The sequence below is a fragment of the Nostoc sp. C117 genome, assembly GCF_043099735.1.
In the GTDB taxonomy this organism is placed as follows: Bacteria; Cyanobacteriota; Cyanobacteriia; order Cyanobacteriales; family Nostocaceae; genus Nostoc.
In genome coordinates, this window is the sequence record NZ_CP170991.1 from 3,702,958 (window position 1) to 3,721,136 (window position 18,179).

The window sequence follows — 18,179 nt, forward strand, 5'->3', positions numbered from 1 at the left end:
TTAGCATTTCAGTTTGGCAATGTAACACAGGTTAATGCTTGTTGTACCTGAGTAAAAGTTTGCCATCAGCTATTAGGAAGTTCCTAAAATGGTGAATAGCTCAGTGAGAAATATATACCGTTTTCTTGGAGCGATCGCTTTTCTCCCTCCACTGAATTAAGCGGTATACCCCAATCTAGACGGACTGACAAACTATCGTCTTGTTTCCAGAGCAGTCCTAATCCTGTACCCACAAGCATACTTGGTGATGGATTATTGCCTTGATGATTCCAGCCTTTGCCAATATCTAGGAAGGGTGTCAGTTGCAGCACTCCGCCAATTTCAGGGGCGCGGACAATGGGCAACCGAAATTCTGCAGATAGTAATATACCATTATCTGTAAGTAATGAATCCTGACGATAACCGCGTACACTTAACTGTCCACCCAAACCAAATTGCTCCAAGGGTACTAGTGAATCTGCTGCTACTTGTAAATCACCTCTGACCAAAAACAAAGTATCAGGTTTCAACTGTCGTACCCATTGCGCTTGTCCTCGCCAAGCAAAAAAACGGCTATCTGGGGCATTATCATTGACATTTGCACCGAACCAATCTACCCCAACACTAAATTGCGATCGCGCCGCAAAAACGGACTGGCTACTACGTTGGGTATACTCTTGGGTAAAGCGTAGAGCGGAAATTTTTGTTTTTCCGTTTGCATCTGCACCAGGTGATAAAGGAAAACCTCCGATGTTATCCAGACCTAATTCGGTTTGGCTTTCTTGGCGCGAAAACGATACTCCCACTGCTAATTCTTCGGTTGGTTTTTGGATCAGTGGTTGTTGGTAACTGAATTCATAAGACTGGCTATTTGATTGAATATCAAGGACACTGAAGGGTTTTTCAATTACATTATTCCATCCCTGGTTATAACCAAAGGATATAGTGCCATTATGGGCATTAACTGGCAAAGTGTAATTGAAATTGACCGTGTTACTACCATCAGTATTTGCATAGCCAACACTGAGGGTATCGCCCAAACCGAGTAAATTAGCTTCTTGTACGTCTATTCCCCGGCGAAAACTACCGACACTTGGCGATCGCCCATTATCTAGAGTTGCTGTAAATTTAAAGGTATTGGCTTCTTTTACCTCGACTTGTAACAAATTCGTTCCCGGACGCGTACCTGTTTGCAATTCGGCCGAGAGATTTTCAATGCGCGGGTCGAGTCGGAGTAATTGTAACTTTTCTAGTAATCGGTGTACATTAAGGGGTGTTCCTGCACCTAATTGAATGCGATCGCGAATATATCGACTACTCAACCTCCTGTTACCAACGATTTTGATTTCTTGCAATGTACCTTCGATAACTTGAATTTTGATGACTCCTGCTTCTAATGTCTGCGGTGGAATCAATGCTCCTGTAGTTGCATAGCCTTTGTCAGTGTAAAGCTTGGTGATGGCATCTTTGACTTGTAATAGCTCTGCAAACGTTAGTTTTCGTCCGACAAAGGGAGATGTTACCCGAGTAAAATCTTCCGGTTTAAAAATTGTACTACCAACAACTTCGATGCGATCGACCTGAAATTTGGCATCTATGTTATCCTGTGCAGGAATTTGCGTTTCTGGTAGTTGTGGAGGAGGAAGTAGTGGCTCTGGCGGTAATGGTTGCGGTAATACATCCGATGGTAAAGGAGTTACAGGAATATCTTCTAAGCGATCGGTTGGTAAAGAATTGGGATTGGGAGTTTGGGCGATCGCTTGCTGATAGTTACACAGCAAAGTTGCGACAACAAAGCCGAACGTGACAGATTTCATATCAGTAATAATACTTATATAAGTATTAAATATTTTCAAAAAAAGACTTAATAATTTTGTCTTGATATTTACAAAGCTAATTCCTGCTACTAGATCTACCGATCCATAACTATAAATATAGTTACTTCAATTTTTACAAACGCCACTAGAGTAAATACTGATTTTTCCGAAAAAGTTAATGTTTAAACAGGGATTGTCATCATAAATTACGTACTTACCCTAATATCCAAGTTCCAGGTAAGCCGATCTAATTTTCTCTAAAATACAAAACGGTTATGTACAAGTTAAATTCGTAACAGCTTATTCATCTTTATTGATGAACTAGATAGGTAAACCTGACTTTTCACGGGAAGCCTTAAAACCCTTGTTGATATGGGGTGTTGGATGTAGCGGAAATCATCAAAGTCTTAATTACACTCCACACCCTGTCCCTTTTTCCAGATAACTTGAAAAGTCAGATAGGTAAACTGATTGTAAAAATACTACCTTCTCCTAATTTAGATTGCACGCTGACATTACCTCCCATACCTTCTACAAGCGTCTTAACAATTGATAAACCTAAACCAGAACCTCCGGTTGCATGAGAGCGAGATTCATCTACGCGGTAAAATCTCTCAAAAATACGCCCTTGGTGTTGCAAGGGAATGCCATAACCGTTATCACAAACTTGTATAATTGCTTTGTCTGAAAGTCGATCTAACTTAAAATTGATTGGTGTATTAACTTCAGAATACTTAACAGCATTATCAATCAAATTCAGTAATACTTGTTTGAGACGACTGTAGTCTAATTTTACCTCAATTGGGTAAATTGTAGACTCAATGGTAATTTGGCGATCGCTATATTTTTCTGCCATCACCACGATTTCTTCAACTAAGTCATTTAGGATGTAAGATTTCATCTGAAAATGCAAGTAACCACTATCTGCTCGTGCTAAATCAAGTAAATCTTGTAGCAATCGAATAGTACGTTCTGCTTCCGATGCAGCAGTTTCTAAAGCTTCTTGTTGAGGCTGGGTTAAATTATTTTGCCGTCGTAAAACACTTTGCAAATAACCATGTACAATAGTTAAAGGTGTACGTAATTCGTGAGATACATTACTAACAAATTGTCGTTCTTGCTCCCATGATTGAGAAAGACGTGATAATAACATCGTTAAAGTTTGAGCTAATTCTTTGACTTCACTGGGTGCATTATCAAGATATAACTGTGCTTTTCCTAAATCTTCTGGGGAAATGACAGCAGCCATCTGATTTAGCTGGCGTAGGGGTTGTAGAGAATGCGTGATAAAAATGGCGATCGCAACTGTTAAAATAATAATTGCCAACACACTAATAATAACTAAACTTTGCACCAGTACCAGAAACATTGTCTGTTCGCGGGTAATATCTTTAACTACAAATAACTTACCCAATAACTTACCTTGTACTTCTACAGAACCACCACATAAAACAAAGTAGCTTTGGTTAATTTTATAAATCTGTGGTTTAATCGGCATCTTACTCAGAGACATTAACTCATCCACCATAGAATTAGATAACAAATCTAAAGTGGTAGATTTTACTAGTATTTTATTATCAGGACTTTTTAGCCATAATAATGTATTACTATTTTCCCAGTTATTAATAGCCTTTTGCAATGCAGTTTCTGGCTGCATCATTTCACTATAAATTTGGACATCTCTGGGCAAACGCTTGGCTATTTGTTCTATATTATATTTCTGACTATCAATTAATATTTGCTGCATTCTCCAGCTAGCCCATGTAGCGAGTCCACCTAAAACCAAAGCGGAAAAGCCAGCAATCCCAATCGTTAGACGTAATTGTAATGAAAATGGATCTATATTTTGCCAATTTTTTTTAATTTGCTTCACTGCTTTAATTAAGTTTTTGTATTATTTAAGGCTTTATTAATAAAATTAGATTATTAAAAGTAGAGTCAGTTTTATACCAATTTAATCTGAAGTTGCAGATATGTCGATCCCCCTAAATCCCCCTTAAAAAGAGGGACTTTGATAGATATTTTTCCGGTTTCTCTCTTAATAAGCTACAGTGTACACACAAGTCGAAAATAGTAGTCTATTAAGGAATAATTGACAAGTAGATTCTCTCTCAGGACGGCGATTTATCGCGTCTCTCTAACGTCGCAGTTTTTCAGACGCGATGAATCGCGTCTCTACATGAGGGCTTTCTGGCTTATACCAAGCATATAGGGATAAAACTGGTGACTTGTGTGCCTTAATAAGGGGAGCTAGCGCGGTATTAGGGTCTCCCCAAGTGGAGCGACTGGCGTGGGCTAGGGGGATCGAAATTCTATACAGCTTGGTAAAGAATTGGTATTAGCCCCTACATTTTTAGTTATAGTTAGCTTAAAAATAGGGGTTAAGAACTAGGAATTAGTAAATACAGATTGTCATCCTTCGTTGTGAGTTTTTGCCGTGATTGACTGATTTAAAATTATCTCTATTTTATCCCTACAGCACAAAGGGTAGCTGTTCCAAAAAAGTTACTATTTTTTATTTCATTTTCCTCGCGACTTGCAAATCCTCTATATTACTAATTTATATGTAATGAATATAAATTAAATTAATTTCATCTGAGAATTTCCTTAAAATTCTTCTCAAGCAAGAACTCCAACTTCTTAAAGAAGTCGGGGTTGTAAGCCTTGCAATTTTAACAAAAAATATTTAACTTTATGAAGAAGTTTTTAGCTGGGAACATTTTGTTTGTTGAACTTTAATTTTTTGTTGTATTGCTGGTGGTAAGCCGGGTTTAATCTTTGTATAAAGACGAGTAAATTCTCTGACATAATGAGCAGCTACTATTGGACTTTGAATTATGATAAGTGTCTCATCATTACCATTATTGGCAGCATCAGACCAATTATGAGAACCTGTAATTACTGTTTGGTTATCAATCACAGCAAATTTATGATGGAGTAAATCTCCTTTGGGTAAAACAGGTACACCTACGGTAGTAATTGGGTTTTGCCAAGGATGATTATCAGCTTCATATTTACATTTATTACTGAGAGTAACTCCCATCATATCTAATGCTTCACTATAAGGACGATAGGCAAATTGTGGTTCAATTAAAGCCCGAATTTGGACATTTTGTTGATGTCGAGTTTCTAAAATATTGGCGAGACGTTGTTCAGAAAAGACAAATAAAGCCATATCAATAGATTGGGTGGCTGAATCTAAAGTTTTACCAATTAAACCATTACTACTATTAATCCATGATTGAGTCACAGAGGTAGGCGAAAACTGTACATTAATTGTAGTTTGATTTAATCTGATTTGTTTTGGTAAACGCAGGGGTTTTTGCAAACCAAATCGACTATCAGGCTTGCCTTCCGGTCCGTCACCCCACATAATGTTAAACTCTTCTGTAAATAAAGATGCTAATTCAGGACTGTCAATTTGTAATAAGTTATTGGCATTGCCTAAACTCCTAGAATTTGTATAATCACCCGAAGTATCACTTAAAGTAAAATTAGCCGAAGTGATAATTACAATGCGATTATCTACAATCACAAACTTATGGTGCATTAAATTACTACCTGCTGACCCATCGGCTCGATCGTCTAACCAAGGAATTTTGGCATTTTGCAAAATTATTAAAGCATCTCTTTGATTGATTTCTGTGGTAGTCAGTTGATTATCTTGGTTAATATCGATAAATTGGCGAAATTCTTGATAGCGTTCCTTTTCTCTTTTATCTAACTTATTTACTTGTTCAGGTGTTAAACTACTCCAAGGTCGGCTATAAGTATTTTCTAAAATCAACCTGACCTTTACTCCGGCTTTTTGTCTATCAACTAGTGCTTGGGCAACTTTAGGTAAACGTAATTCTTGCACCGCTACATCTACTGTAGATTTAGCGTGTGTAATAGCATCAACAATTTGTTTTTCTAGATCGTCCCCCAAGCGAGTTTGCTGACGGTAAGATTCTTTGTATTCTGAAGACTCAGAATGGTTAAAGTAAACTTGAACTAAGGGATCTTGTGGTAAGGGTGCTAAACGCTTATTAGATGACTGCACTTGTTGACAAGCAGCCAGGGGAAAGACCAGTAAAAAGATATATAAAAAATACCTTTGTCGAGATAAAAATTGCACTGTAATCTGTTAAAAGTGGATTAAGGGTGGACATATTTATCATTCCCAAAATTTTATGTTTTGAGATTAAGTAGAAAAATAGCTTTCCAAGGCAAGAAAAAACGACTCATACATACAGAATTACAGAGATTTTGTCCACTGAAACTGTATATGCTCACAAAAGCAGCAGCCCATTACCACCGTGAGTTCTCACCATTATCGGTTTTATGCAAATTTATCTAGATTACAGTGCTACCACTCCCACTCGAAAAGAAGCGATCGCAGTTATGCAAACAATCCTCACTCAACAATGGGGCAATCCCTCCAGCTTACATGAGTGGGGACAACGGGCGGCAACGGTTGTAGAACAAGCCAGAATCCAAGTTGCTGGTTTAATTAACGCCGCCACTGCTGAATCGATCATTTTTACCTCTGGTGGCACTGAGGCGGATAATTTGGCGATTATGGGTGTGGCTCGGTTGTATGCTGTTCCTCAACATCTAATTATCTCCAGCGTTGAGCATTCCGCAATTTCTGAGACAGTACGGTTACTAGAAATGTGGGGTTGGGAAGTTACGCGGTTGTCTGTAGATGTGAAAGGCAGAGTCAACCCCTTGGATTTAAAGGCGGCGTTGCGACATAACACAGTCTTAGTTTCTATAATTTACGGTCAAAGTGAAATTGGGACAGTACAACCGATCGCCGAACTGGGTAGAATAGTGCGATCGCATGGTGCTTTGTTCCATACAGATGCCGTACAAGCTGCGGGACGTTTACCCATAGATGTACAACAACTCCCCGTAGACTTACTTAGCCTTTCTAGTCATAAAATATATGGACCCCAAGGTGCAGGGGCGCTGTATGTGCGTCCTGGTGTGGAATTGATGCCTTTATTGAGTGGTGGTGGGCAAGAAATGGGGCTGCGTTCTGGTACGCAAGCAGTACCGATAATTGCCGGATTTGGTGTAGCAGCAGAATTAGCAGCCGAAGAATTGGCTACAGAAACACCACGTTTAATTGAGTTACGCGATCGCGCCTTTGCCCAATTAGCTGAGATTCCTGGTTTAATTCCTACAGGGGATATTAGCGATCGTTTACCTCACCATGTGAGTATGTGCTTAGAAAACGCTGACGGCGAAAAACTTAGCGGTAAAACCTTAGTACGACAGCTAAACCTTGCTGGCATTGGCATCAGTGCTGGTGCTGCTTGTCACAGTGGTAAACTTAGCCCTAGCCCAATATTGTTAGCGATGGGTTATTCCGAAAAAGCTTCTTTGGGGGGAATTCGCATCACATTGGGGCGTGATACTACTGAAGCTGATATAGATTGGACGGTGATGGTGCTGAAGCAAATTTTGCAAAGGCTGACACCGGATTTATCTTTAGTTAAGCGTTAAATTAAATGTGACAAATCGCATACCTGTGGGAATACTAGCCGTATAAACTAGCTAAACACGGGTGCGCGATGACAGAAATTGGTTTTATTAAAGTGGTTTGGAGTTAAATTTCTGATTCCTGTAGATATTCAATATCAGCAACATAACCTTTTTAAATGCGATACCTGCTTGATACGAACATCTGCATTTACTTGATAAAGCAAAAACCCCAAAAAGTACTGGATAAATTTCAAACCCTTAGCATTTCTGATGTTGGTATCTCCTCTATCACCATTGCCGAACTAGAATATGGAGTTGCCAAAAGTCAACAGCAAGAGAAAAACCGCATCGCCCTGATGCAATTTCTGCTACCTTTAGAAATTGTTGAATTTAATCAAGCATCTGCAACAATTTACGGTACTATTCAGAAACGATCTCGAAAGTAAAGGACTTATTATTGGTGCAATGGATATGCTCATTGCTTCTCACGCGCTGAGTTTAGGAGTTACCCTAGTCACCAATAATGTGCGAGAGTTTTCTCGTATTCCTACACTCCTATTAGAAAACTGGGTTGAGTAGTTGTCAATATGCGAGGTGTGATGGCATTGCATTGCGCAAAGGTTTCCCCGATTGTACTCCTTCCCTACGGGATGCTCCGCGAACGGAGACGCAAGTGCCCGAGGTATTTATCACAATGTTTTTGCGTCTCTACAACAAGATTCATACATCTAATCAGGAACGCCGTCAAAAGGGTTAAATGAGTTTTTTACCAAAAGGTAATATTTTGAGTCATAAAGGAGTTCAAGCATGACTTATTTTTATTACTTTTGATTGAGGCTTTGCTGGAATGAATAAATTAATCATTGGAATTGGGGTGTTTTGTGGCTCTACGATTGGCAGCTACATTCCTGTATTGTGGGGTGGAAGTTTGCTATCCTTTTCCTCGATCTTCTTCAGCGTGATTGGTGGCATTGTGGGGGTTTGGCTGGGGTATCGGGTATCAAAATATCTAGGTTTCATCTAAATTTTGAGTCTGTCTTTTATGCGATCGCACTCGCGCTTCTGAAATTGAGATGGGAAGTACCTTTGTCGCTCAAATCAGAGCTAATACTGAAACAATAGAAGTAATGCTAAAGCGACACAATAAACCATGAGTGAACTTCCCAATAGTCTTGAAGATGCGATCGCCCAATCTTGCACAGCTGCCCAAGCTGCCCTTGCAGATGGCTGTAATCGCCTACAAGTTGAGTTCCTATTCCCAGAAATCAAGCTTATGCCCGTGGCGGAACAATTTCTGCCCGTGTTTACAGAATATGATTCCCGCTTGAAGATTTTCTTTGCTGATGCTGGGGCTGCGGCTTTAGCTCGACGTGATTGGGCTGATGCACCATTTCAAATTCTGGATATTGGGACGGGGAGGGCTGCTTCCTTGCAGACAAAAATCCAGCCAGAGGATGAAATTTTCTTATTCATCTCGCCCACTTCCGTAGAAGTGCCGCAGTTAGAAAAGTTATGTGAAGTAATAGGCGATCGCCCTTTAGTCTTTTTAAATCCCCGTCTTGAAGATTCTGGGGTTGTAGGCATTGGTTATGCAGCTAGAAAAATCCGCGATCGCTTCATCAATACTATTGAATCCGCTTATTACCTACGCCCCATAGACGATCAAAGTGCCTTATATCGCTGCTACCCAGGACAGTGGGAAGTTTGGCTAGAAACCAGCGGCGAATATCAAATAATTGCCGAATTACCCACAAAACCATCAGGCGATGAGTTGGATCTCATCCTGATGAAGGGACAATCGCAAACCACAACAGATGCGGCACCTGCGAGAAAGCCCAATGTGTTTAAGAGTTTACAAAGATTTTTAAAGGCGTTAAGTAGTTAGAAAAAAGCAGAGGTAGCAGAGGTAGATTTTATTCTCTGCTGCCTCATTTTATGCAAAAGCTACAAGATAAAGCGGTATTTCTGCGGATTTATTTACTGGCTAATATTGTATCTAATTCTTTAGGGACTTCCAAATCAAAAAATATCTAATTAACTCTTGTGGGGTGGGCATCCTGCCCCGCCCAGTTGATATGGCTCTCGTGTCGCCCACCCCAAAAGATTGGATAATTTATTTCTTGGAGTTCCCTTAAGCGATATCACTGAAATTTACTGCACACACGTTCATGGGTTCTTTAAAACGTCCTCTCAGGATGCAGCTTCATTCTGCTGAAACTTCGGAAAAAATTTCTTAGATATCCAGTCAGTCAAGATGTGAGATAGTAATCCCAGAGGACCAGCAAAGAAACACAAAGCTAGGGAATGAATTGTCCAAACCTCTGTTTTTTGACCTTCCAAGTATATCCAGCGACCAACAAATAAATCCATTACCAAATAATGAACCCAACCCGTTGCGGCAACTTTTTCATCTGCAAAAAGTCGGGCAATATTAGCTAACTCAAGATTCGAGAAATCTTGAGCATTTTCTGGTGTCACGCTGTTAATAAACAAATACAAATATGCTCCAGCTAACAGCACAAATGGCAGATATGATGACATTATCTGTCGTGTAACTTTCCAATTTGGCAATAAAATCATCAAAGCCCAAAAAGGTAAGACGAAAAGATTGGCAATGTTAAATATTTGAGAGACGATCATTTTGTAAAGTTAGGAGTGCGAAGTGGGGGAATATGAGGGAGATGAATTAATAACCAATCAAAAATGACAAATGACAAACTTATAAAGCTACAAGTTGCGATTCGATTTCTGAGGATTTCAAATTACGACCGATGAAGACTAAGCGGGTTTGTCTGAGTTCTTCCGGGTGCCAGGGGCGATCGTAAAATTTATCAAATCGGGTTCCGACGCCTTGCATGACTAGACGCATGGGTTTATTTGGTACTGCTACAAAGCCTTTAATTCGATAAATTTCTTGTTCTTCTGCCAATGTTTGCAACTGCTGTTCTAGCTTTTCTGGGTCAAAGGCACGATCTAAAATTAAATTAGCTGAAATAATTTCTTCATCGTGGTCGTGGTCTTCTTCAGTGTCGTGATGACTGGGACGAGAATCTAGGTTGTCTTCGACTGCGGCTTGGAATCCTAATAATATAGATGCATCAAGTTGAGATTTATCGCTCTCGACAATCTTCACTACTCTGGGCAACTCTTGTTTAATCAATTCCTCAACTCTGGTTTTTGTCTCAGCATCTACCAAATCAATTTTGTTCAACACCACCAAGTCTGCACAAGCAAGTTGATCTTCAAACAGTTCTTGCAAAGGCGTTTCGTGTTCTAGACTATCATCTGCTTGGCGCGCAAGGGCGATCGCCTCCGGATCGCTGGCAAATGTTCCTGCTGCGACTGCTGCACAATCAACTACGGTAATTACCGCATCCACGGTGGCTGCATTGCGAATTTCCTGCCAGCGAAAAGCTTTTATTAAGGGCTTTGGTAAAGCTAAACCAGAAGTTTCAATCAAAATGCAATCAATGCTATCTCGCCGCTTAATTAACTCTTGCATCGTCGGGTAAAACTCTTCCTGGACGGTGCAGCATAAGCACCCGTTGGTTAATTCAAAAATATTACTGTCGCCTTCACCATCCTCAGGGCAAATTTGACAGGATTTTAACAATTCGCCATCAATACCTAGTTCGCCAAATTCGTTGACCAAAACCGCAATACGGCGTCCTTGGTTATTTTGTAGCAAATGGCGAATCAGGCTAGTTTTTCCACTACCTAAAAAGCCTGTGATTACTGTGACCGGAATTTTTGCAGCCATATTTTGCCTGATATCCTCAGTATATTAAATTTCATTAATGGAAACTTAAATACTGAAATTAACCTGAGTTTCAATATTGACTTAGTTATTCTAAGCTGAAATTCTAGAGCAAAACGCTGAAAGTAAAAAGAGGTAGGGGGCGGAGGGGCAAAGGAGCAGGGAGACAAGGGAGACAAGGGAGACAAGGGAGATAAGGGAGACAAGGGAGACAAGGGAGACAAGGGGACAAGGAGATAAACAAAACTCCTAACTCAGCACGGGCTAAACGCCCCGCTTCCGCTAACAGCATTCAGCACTCAGCACTCCTAACTAATTTCCTTGTTTCAATAATCATTCTCTATTTTGTGGCATAAATTTAGTGAATATGGGCGATATGTACATAGCAGCATTGATCGTTAGGGACTGACTTATGAATAACTCCACCTATCAGCTAGAAGATTTCACTCTAAAATTGCCAATTACCCAAAAAGCTCACATAACTGCTCAGCAATTTGCTAACGAGCAGCCAAATTATGAAAAAGCAGAGCAAGTCCGGCTGAATACTCTAGCTGTATGGGTGGTGAATGATTATTTGGAAATGATGGATATTCCAACCGATTTAAAAGGTAGTGACAGTTGGAACCCCATTACGCGCCTGTGTGGGAATGTTGCTGATTTAGAAGTACCCTCAGTAGGTCGTTTGGAGTGTCGCCCTGTTCAGCAGCACCAGCAGACATGTGCAATTCCTCCAGAAACCTGGGAAGAACGGGTGGGTTATTTAGTGGTTCAATTTGATGAATCACTCCAAGAAGCGAAGCTACTTGGTTTTGTCCCTAGTGTGACCACTGAAACACTACATTTAACACAACTGCAACCATTGGAAGCGTTTATCGACCATATGGCGCAACTTCGCGAATCTGCACTCACCTCATTGGTGAATTTGGGTCAGTGGTTTGCTGGTATATTTGAGACTGGCTGGCAAACTGTTGAATCCCTATGGAATCTGCCAGAACTTAGACCAGCTTATGCCTTTCGTGGTATTGAGACTGCGGAACTGAATGCTCTCCATCGACCAGAATCAATTACTAAACGGGCAAAATTAATTGATTTGGGTATTCAACTTCTCAACTACCCCGTGATGTTAATTGTAGAAATCAGTCCTGAAAAGAATCAAGAAACCAGTATCCATCTTCAATTGCATGCAACTGGCAGTCAAATATACTTACCACCAGGAGTTCATCTCACTGTTCTAGATAGTTCCGGAGCAGTCTTTTTAGATGCTCAATCGAGAAAATCAGATAACTATATTCAGTTGCAGTTTCGCGGTGAACCCACAGAACAATTTAGCGTTAGGGTGGCCTTGAATGGTACTAGTATTACCGAACATTTTCGGATTTAAAAAATTTAGCTATCTTCCCTCTTTGTCGGTAATTTATAAGTGGTAAATTAATTAAAAATTCAAGCCAGCTTTTGGGGATTTGGAAAACAGTCTGTACACGCTGATAAAGCTTGTCATCAGACATCAGAGTTTCTCCTATGGGAGACGCTTCTCTATGAGAGGCTACGCCAAGGCGAATGTGATTTTGCACAGGGAGATAGCGACGGTTATGAGTAAGTTAGTGGTTCTGAAATTCGGAGAGGGTAGTTTTGAGCAGGGGTTTACTGTCACCCTCCAAATTGGTGAAGAACACGAGCGTCCTGCAACAGAAATTACGGGAAAGTTACCTCCATTTCCCCAAATGCCGCTCTATTATAGTCATTGGCAGTCTAGTTATCGGCAGATAGGCAATCGTTATCGCCTCCATGCAGAGCAAGTGCAGGTAACGAATGTATCGATGATCCAAGACTGCGAAAACACTTCTCATATTTTGCGGGTACGCTTTAATACCTGGCTGCGAGCGGAAGAGTTTCGCCCTGTCAGAGAAAAATGGTTAGAAAGATTGTCGTCCTCGGAAGAAGTGCGAGTAATTTTGCAAACAGAAAATAGTCAATTGCAGTTATTACCCTGGCATTTGTGGGACTTGTTAGAACGCTATCCGAAGACGGAAATCGCTCTTGCTTCACCGACCTACGATCGCATTCACAAGCCACGCACTCCAAATCCTTTAGTCAACATTTTGGCAATTGTCGGTAATAGTCAGGGAATTGACACCCAAGCCGATCAAGCTTTATTACAAGAATGTAGCAACGCCGAAGTCAGTTTTCTTGTAGAACCACAGCGCAAAGAATTAACTGAGCATCTCTGGGGAAAAAACTGGGATATTCTCTTTTTTGCTGGACACAGTTCTAGTCACAGAAATGGAGAAAGCGGACGAATTTATCTGAATAAAACTGATAGTCTCACCATTGGCGAATTAAAGTACGCTCTGAAAAAAGCGATTGAAAATGGCTTACAATTGGCTATATTCAACTCCTGTGATGGATTGGGATTGGCGCGAGAATTAGCTGATTTACAAATTCCTCAAATAATTGTGATGCGCGAACCTGTCCCAGACCAGGTTGCTCAGGAGTTTTTAAAGTATTTTCTGCAAGGCTTTGCTGGTGGAGAGTCTTTGTATCAATCAGTGCGTCAAGCACGGGAACGGTTGCAAGGACTAGAGGATCGATTTCCCTGTGCGACTTGGTTACCAGTAATTTGCCAAAATCCAGCTCAGATCCCACCCACTTGGGATGAATTAAGGTTTATAGAAAGTGCAGCTCCACCGAATTTCTGTCCGTCTATCAGACATAGATTTTACACGGCTTTATTATCGAGTGTGGCGATTACGGCTTTGGTTTGTGGGGTAAGATTTACAGGACTGTTGCAAAATCAAGAAATTCCAGCCTTTGACCAGATGATGCGATCGCGTCCTGGGGAAGGAATCGATCCCCGAATGTTGGTAATCACAATTGACGATGATGATTTGGCAACTCAAAGAAAAAATGGTGAGTCCTTAATCGGAGCTTCTATTTCCGAAAAATCTCTCAACAAACTTTTAGCGAAACTGAATCAGTATCAACCCAGAGCGATCGGCTTGGATATCTACCGTGATTTTAAGACCAAAGACCCAGATTTAATTTCTCGTCTAGAAAAAACTCCCAACTTAATTGGCGTATGTAAGGGGAGTGATGGCACAGCCAATATCGGAGGTATTCAGCCACCACCAGAAATCCCGCCAACAAATCTTGGATTTAGTGACTTTATTCATGACAGTGATGGAGTTATCCGTCGTCATCTCCTGTTTATGAACCAAGAGGTGACATCGTTGTGTTCTGCTCCCTACTCATTCAGTCTACAACTGGCCTCTCTCTATCTTCTACAACGTTCAGGAATTAAAGTTAAGTTCACTCCTGAAGGGAATTTGCAGTTGGGTAAAACTGTTTTTCCCAAACTGAATCCCCGTAGTGGTGGCTATCAAAATATTGATGCCAGCGGTCAAATCTTACTCAATTACCGTTCCTCAAAAGAGATAGCCCAACAGGTGAAGCTAACCGAGTTTTTATCCAGTCCGGTTAATCCCAATGCTGTCAAAGACCGGATTGTTTTGATTGGTGTGGTATCAAGAGGCGATTCTCCAGATACCTGGTCTACACCCTACGGAGCTTCCTTAGACGAGCAAATGCCAGGAGTCTTGGTACAAGCACATATGATTAGCCAAATTCTCAGTGCTGTGGAGGATGGGCGTCCATTAGTGCAGGTGTGGTCACTGTGGATAGAAATCGTCTGGATTTGGGGCTGGTCTTTAATAGGAGTAGTCTTGACTTGGCGAAAGCTTTCATTCCTCTGGTTGGCATTGTTAGTCAGTGTAACTTCTAGCGTTCTGTATCTAGTTTGCTTGAGTTTCTTAATTTGGGGTGCTTGGGTGCCCTTTGTGCCCTCAGCTTTATCGCTGCTAGCAACCGTTGGCTTGATGTCAATTTATAATTCAAAAACAAAAATTTCCAGTTCTGAGTGAGTGCTGAGTGAAGAGATGAATTTTCTCCATACCCAATGCCCTATGCCCAAATCTGATGATATGAGGTTTTTATGAAGTCTATTTCACAACCGATAAAACTAAAACTATTTTTAGTACTAACTTTTAGCTGTACGGGTTTGGTAGTAAGTCAAACTTTGACTTTTGGTCATTCATTAGGCGATCGCTTAGCATCCCATAATCCGAAAACGATTGTTGCTCAAACCCCACGCTTTGAGCAACCCCCAATTCCACCTGGTCCCCCTCCTGGCGGACGTGTCCGTGGCGGAGCAACGCGGGGAGGTGCATGTCTCCCAGCTAAAGAACTCACGGCTTTAACGCCCTTTAATGAGGAAGCTGACGGGGTGATCAATGTCTGGGCACAGACAACCCTAGAACGCCCAAGTTGGTTTTTCTATGTGCCATGTACGAAGGATCAGGTCGATCTAGTAGAATTTGTGCTGCAAGATGAGGACTCGAATGAGATATTTAAACAGACCATCGCTCTACCCGATAAGCCAGGAGTTATGCGCGTTTCTCTGCCTAGCACCGCTCCCGCCTTGGCACTAAATAAACGATACCGTTGGTTTTTCAAAATTAACTACGATCCCCAAAAGAATTCTCCCTGGACTTACGTTGAAGGGGTAATACAACGAGTTAATCTCAGTCAAGCAACAGTTAAAGAACTAGAAACGGCAGAACCTCTAAAACGATGTGCAATCTATAGCCAAAATGGAATTTGGTACGAGGCAATAGCAACACTGGCTCAACTCCGTCAGAAAAATCCTCAAGATACCGGACTTCAGGCACAGTGGGAGAATTTGGTAGCAAGTATCCGCTTGGATGATGTTGCCAAAGAACCGCTTTTGTTAGATAAACCTTAGATGTTGGGTATGGGGCATTGTGAGTGCTGGCTGAGTGCTGTTAGCGGAAGCGGGGCGTTTAGCCCGTGCTAAGTTTAAGAGTTAGGAGTTAGGAGTTAGGAGTTTTGTTTATCTCCTTGTCCCCCTTGTCCCCCTTGTCCCCCTTGTCCCCCTTGTCCCCCTTGTCCCCCTTGTCCCCCTTGTCCCTCTGCTCAAAACTTAGCCTTGACTAAACCATTGTGTCTGAGTAAGGCGATCGTACTCGGTTCACGACCCCGGAAAGTTTTAAACACCTCCATTGGATGTTTACCACCACCGAGTGCCAGCACCGTATCTCGATAACGCCGACCTGTAGCTTTTAGACTTTCTTCATTTTCTAACCCCGCTTCTTCAAAAGCAGAAAAAGCATCAGCACTAAGGACTTCAGCCCACTTGTAACTGTAGTAACCTGCTGCATAGCCACCTTCAAAGATATGTCCAAAAGCACATAACATTGAATCTTCTGGGAGTGGTGGCAAAACAGTAGTATTCTTGGCTATGCGATGTCTAACATCCGCTGGAGTTTCATCACTATCGGGACGATAACGGTAGTGTAGTTCTAAATCAAGACTACTAAAGTGAAGTTGCCGCAACATAGCAGTACCACTCATATAATTACGCGCCGCTAGGAGCTTTTGATAATAATGCTCTGGTAAGGCTTCCCCTGTTTCGTAATGCTTAGCCATACCAAACAAAGTAGGTCGCTCATAACACCAGTTTTCCATAAACTGACTAGGTAGTTCTACTGCATCCCACTCAACATTGTTGATACCTGCGGCTCCAGCATAGTCAACCTTGGTAAGCATATGCTGCAATCCATGACCAAACTCGTGAAACAAAGTCTCTACTTCATAGAAAGTCATCAAGCTAGGTTTGCCATCGACTGGAGGAGTTTGGTTACAGATCAAATAAGTCACAGGTAAGCGGATGGTAGTTACGCCGTTTTCTGTGATTTTGGCACGATTGATGCACACATCCATCCAAGCACCACCGCGTTTTTCTGCTGGACGGCTGTATGGATCTAAGTAGAAATAGGCTATGGGAGAACCTGTTTCGTCAGCAATTTGGAAATAACGGACATTTTCATGCCAGACTGGGGCTTGACCATCGGCAGGGGTAACAGTAACACCAAACAAACGTTTGACAAGTCCAAATAAGCCGTCTAAAACTTGTGGAAGAGGAAAGTAAGGACGTAATTCTTCAGCGGTGAAGGCAAATTTGGCTTCTCTTTGGCGTTCTGCCCAAAAGCTGATATCCCAGTGTTTTAAATCCTGATATTCTTCTCCGTGTGATGCCGCGAAAGCTTGGAGTTGTTCTAAGTCTTTGACAGCAGCATGGTAACTGGCCTGGCGTAGTTCTTCTAATAATGCTTCTACTGCTTCAACACTAGGAGCCATTTTACTGGCAAGGCTCAACTCGGCATAACTCCCGAAGCCAAGTAAATTTGCGAGTTCTTGCCTTAATTGCAAAATACGCTTAATTAACGGGTTGTTATCTAAATCGCCACTAGAAGCGCGGGTGATATAAGCTTTATAGAGTTTTTCACGTAAATCTCGCCGGGTGCTGTGCTGCATGAAAGGGCTGTAGCTGGGGAAGTCCAAAGTAAAACGCCAAGGTCCATTTTCTGGTGTGGCGTTGCTTTCACCAACTTCACGAGCAGCTTGTGCTGCTAAACTCACTAAGCTTGGGGGTAAACCATCAATTTCGGCTTTTGTGGTTAGGGTTAAGCTAAAGGCTTTAGTCGCATCCAGTACATGGTTAGAGAATTTACTAGAAAGTTCTGCTAATTCCATTTGAATGACGTTGAAACGCTCTCTTGCTTCTCCTTCTAAGCCAACACCAGAAAGCTCTGCATCTCGAATGGCGGCTTCTACAATCCGCTGTTGGGCTGATTCTAAAGTTGTCCAATTATCGCTGGCACGGAGTTCTTTAAAAGCACTGTAGATGGGTTGGCTTTGACCAAGCTTGCTGATAAACTGTATTACCTGTGGCTGAATGGTTTCATGAGCTTCCCGCAGTTCCGGGCTATTTTTAACACCCATTAAATGATTCACCACTGCCCAACTCCAGGTAAGCCGTTCAGTTAGCCTTTCTAAAGGTTCTACTAAACCTTTCCAAGTTGGCTCTATATTAGCCTCCAATGCGGCAAGCTGCTGGTCAAGTTCTGCCAGCAATTGGTTGAAGGCTGGTACTACTCGTTCTGGTTTAATCTCTGCAAAGGCAGGTAAGCCAGTGCCTTGAAGTAAAGGGTTGTCGGAAAGAATGGTACTTGCACTCATGTTTTTGTTTGAACTGCGGATTAATAAAAATCATTGTTGATTTTTATATATATATCTTC

At 41.5% G+C, this 18,179-nt stretch carries 12 protein-coding genes; 6 read left to right on the top strand and 6 right to left on the bottom strand.

Going from position 1 to position 18,179, the window contains the following annotated elements; genetic code table 11:
* Nucleotides 1-83: 83 nt before the first annotated feature.
* From ACFG4S_RS16010 to ACFG4S_RS16020, 3 genes are all read right to left on the bottom strand, one after another.
* Nucleotides 84-1,796, bottom strand: coding sequence for a ShlB/FhaC/HecB family hemolysin secretion/activation protein (locus tag ACFG4S_RS16010; RefSeq protein ID WP_392535724.1), 1,713 nt, complete (start codon nucleotides 1,794-1,796; stop codon nucleotides 84-86).
* Nucleotides 1,797-2,250: 454 nt separating this feature from the next.
* The gene (locus tag ACFG4S_RS16015) at nucleotides 2,251-3,669 is read right to left on the bottom strand and encodes a sensor histidine kinase (protein ID WP_392535725.1); all 1,419 of its coding nucleotides are present in this window, start codon (nucleotides 3,667-3,669) and stop codon (nucleotides 2,251-2,253) included.
* A gap of 819 nt (nucleotides 3,670-4,488) precedes the next feature.
* Nucleotides 4,489-5,913, bottom strand: a complete 1,425-nt coding sequence (locus tag ACFG4S_RS16020; RefSeq protein WP_392535726.1) for a phospholipase D-like domain-containing protein — start codon at nucleotides 5,911-5,913, stop codon at nucleotides 4,489-4,491.
* A gap of 206 nt (nucleotides 5,914-6,119) precedes the next feature.
* Between ACFG4S_RS16020 and ACFG4S_RS16025 the strand changes: the two genes are divergently transcribed.
* The 3 genes from ACFG4S_RS16025 to ACFG4S_RS16035 all read left to right on the top strand — a co-directional run bounded on the left by ACFG4S_RS16025 (nucleotide 6,120) and on the right by ACFG4S_RS16035 (nucleotide 9,153).
* Complete coding sequence (locus ACFG4S_RS16025; RefSeq protein WP_392535727.1) at nucleotides 6,120-7,289, top strand: cysteine desulfurase family protein; 1,170 nt, start codon at nucleotides 6,120-6,122, stop codon at nucleotides 7,287-7,289.
* Nucleotides 7,290-7,444: 155 nt separating this feature from the next.
* Nucleotides 7,445-7,714, top strand: coding sequence for a type II toxin-antitoxin system VapC family toxin (locus ACFG4S_RS16030; RefSeq protein ID WP_392535728.1), 270 nt, complete (start codon nucleotides 7,445-7,447; stop codon nucleotides 7,712-7,714).
* 704 nt (nucleotides 7,715-8,418) lie between these two features.
* Nucleotides 8,419-9,153: a DUF1995 family protein gene (locus tag ACFG4S_RS16035; RefSeq protein WP_392535729.1), complete on the top strand. Its 735-nt coding sequence runs from the start codon at nucleotides 8,419-8,421 to the stop codon at nucleotides 9,151-9,153.
* A gap of 305 nt (nucleotides 9,154-9,458) precedes the next feature.
* Here the strand turns inward: ACFG4S_RS16035 and ACFG4S_RS16040 are convergent, their stop codons facing one another.
* Entirely contained in the window at nucleotides 9,459-9,908 is a 450-nt protein-coding gene (locus tag ACFG4S_RS16040) for an ABA4-like family protein (RefSeq protein ID WP_392535730.1), read from the bottom strand.
* A 79-nt stretch (nucleotides 9,909-9,987) separates the two neighbouring features.
* Complete coding sequence (gene cobW, locus ACFG4S_RS16045; RefSeq protein WP_392535731.1) at nucleotides 9,988-11,028, bottom strand: cobalamin biosynthesis protein CobW; 1,041 nt, start codon at nucleotides 11,026-11,028, stop codon at nucleotides 9,988-9,990.
* A gap of 409 nt (nucleotides 11,029-11,437) precedes the next feature.
* On the opposite strand from cobW, the gene ACFG4S_RS16050 reads away from it, so the two are divergent.
* From ACFG4S_RS16050 to ACFG4S_RS16060, 3 genes are all read left to right on the top strand, one after another.
* A complete protein-coding gene (locus ACFG4S_RS16050; protein ID WP_392535732.1) occupies nucleotides 11,438-12,406 on the top strand; it encodes a DUF1822 family protein in 969 nt (322 codons plus the stop codon).
* A 208-nt stretch (nucleotides 12,407-12,614) separates the two neighbouring features.
* Nucleotides 12,615-14,942: a CHASE2 domain-containing protein gene (locus tag ACFG4S_RS16055; protein ID WP_392535733.1), complete on the top strand. Its 2,328-nt coding sequence runs from the start codon at nucleotides 12,615-12,617 to the stop codon at nucleotides 14,940-14,942.
* A 71-nt stretch (nucleotides 14,943-15,013) separates the two neighbouring features.
* The gene (locus ACFG4S_RS16060) at nucleotides 15,014-15,823 is read left to right on the top strand and encodes a DUF928 domain-containing protein (RefSeq protein WP_392535734.1); all 810 of its coding nucleotides are present in this window, start codon (nucleotides 15,014-15,016) and stop codon (nucleotides 15,821-15,823) included.
* Nucleotides 15,824-16,014: 191 nt separating this feature from the next.
* On the opposite strand, the gene ACFG4S_RS16065 is transcribed toward ACFG4S_RS16060, so the two are convergent.
* Complete coding sequence (locus ACFG4S_RS16065) at nucleotides 16,015-18,120, bottom strand: M3 family metallopeptidase (protein WP_392535735.1); 2,106 nt, start codon at nucleotides 18,118-18,120, stop codon at nucleotides 16,015-16,017.
* Nucleotides 18,121-18,179: the final 59 nt, after the last annotated feature.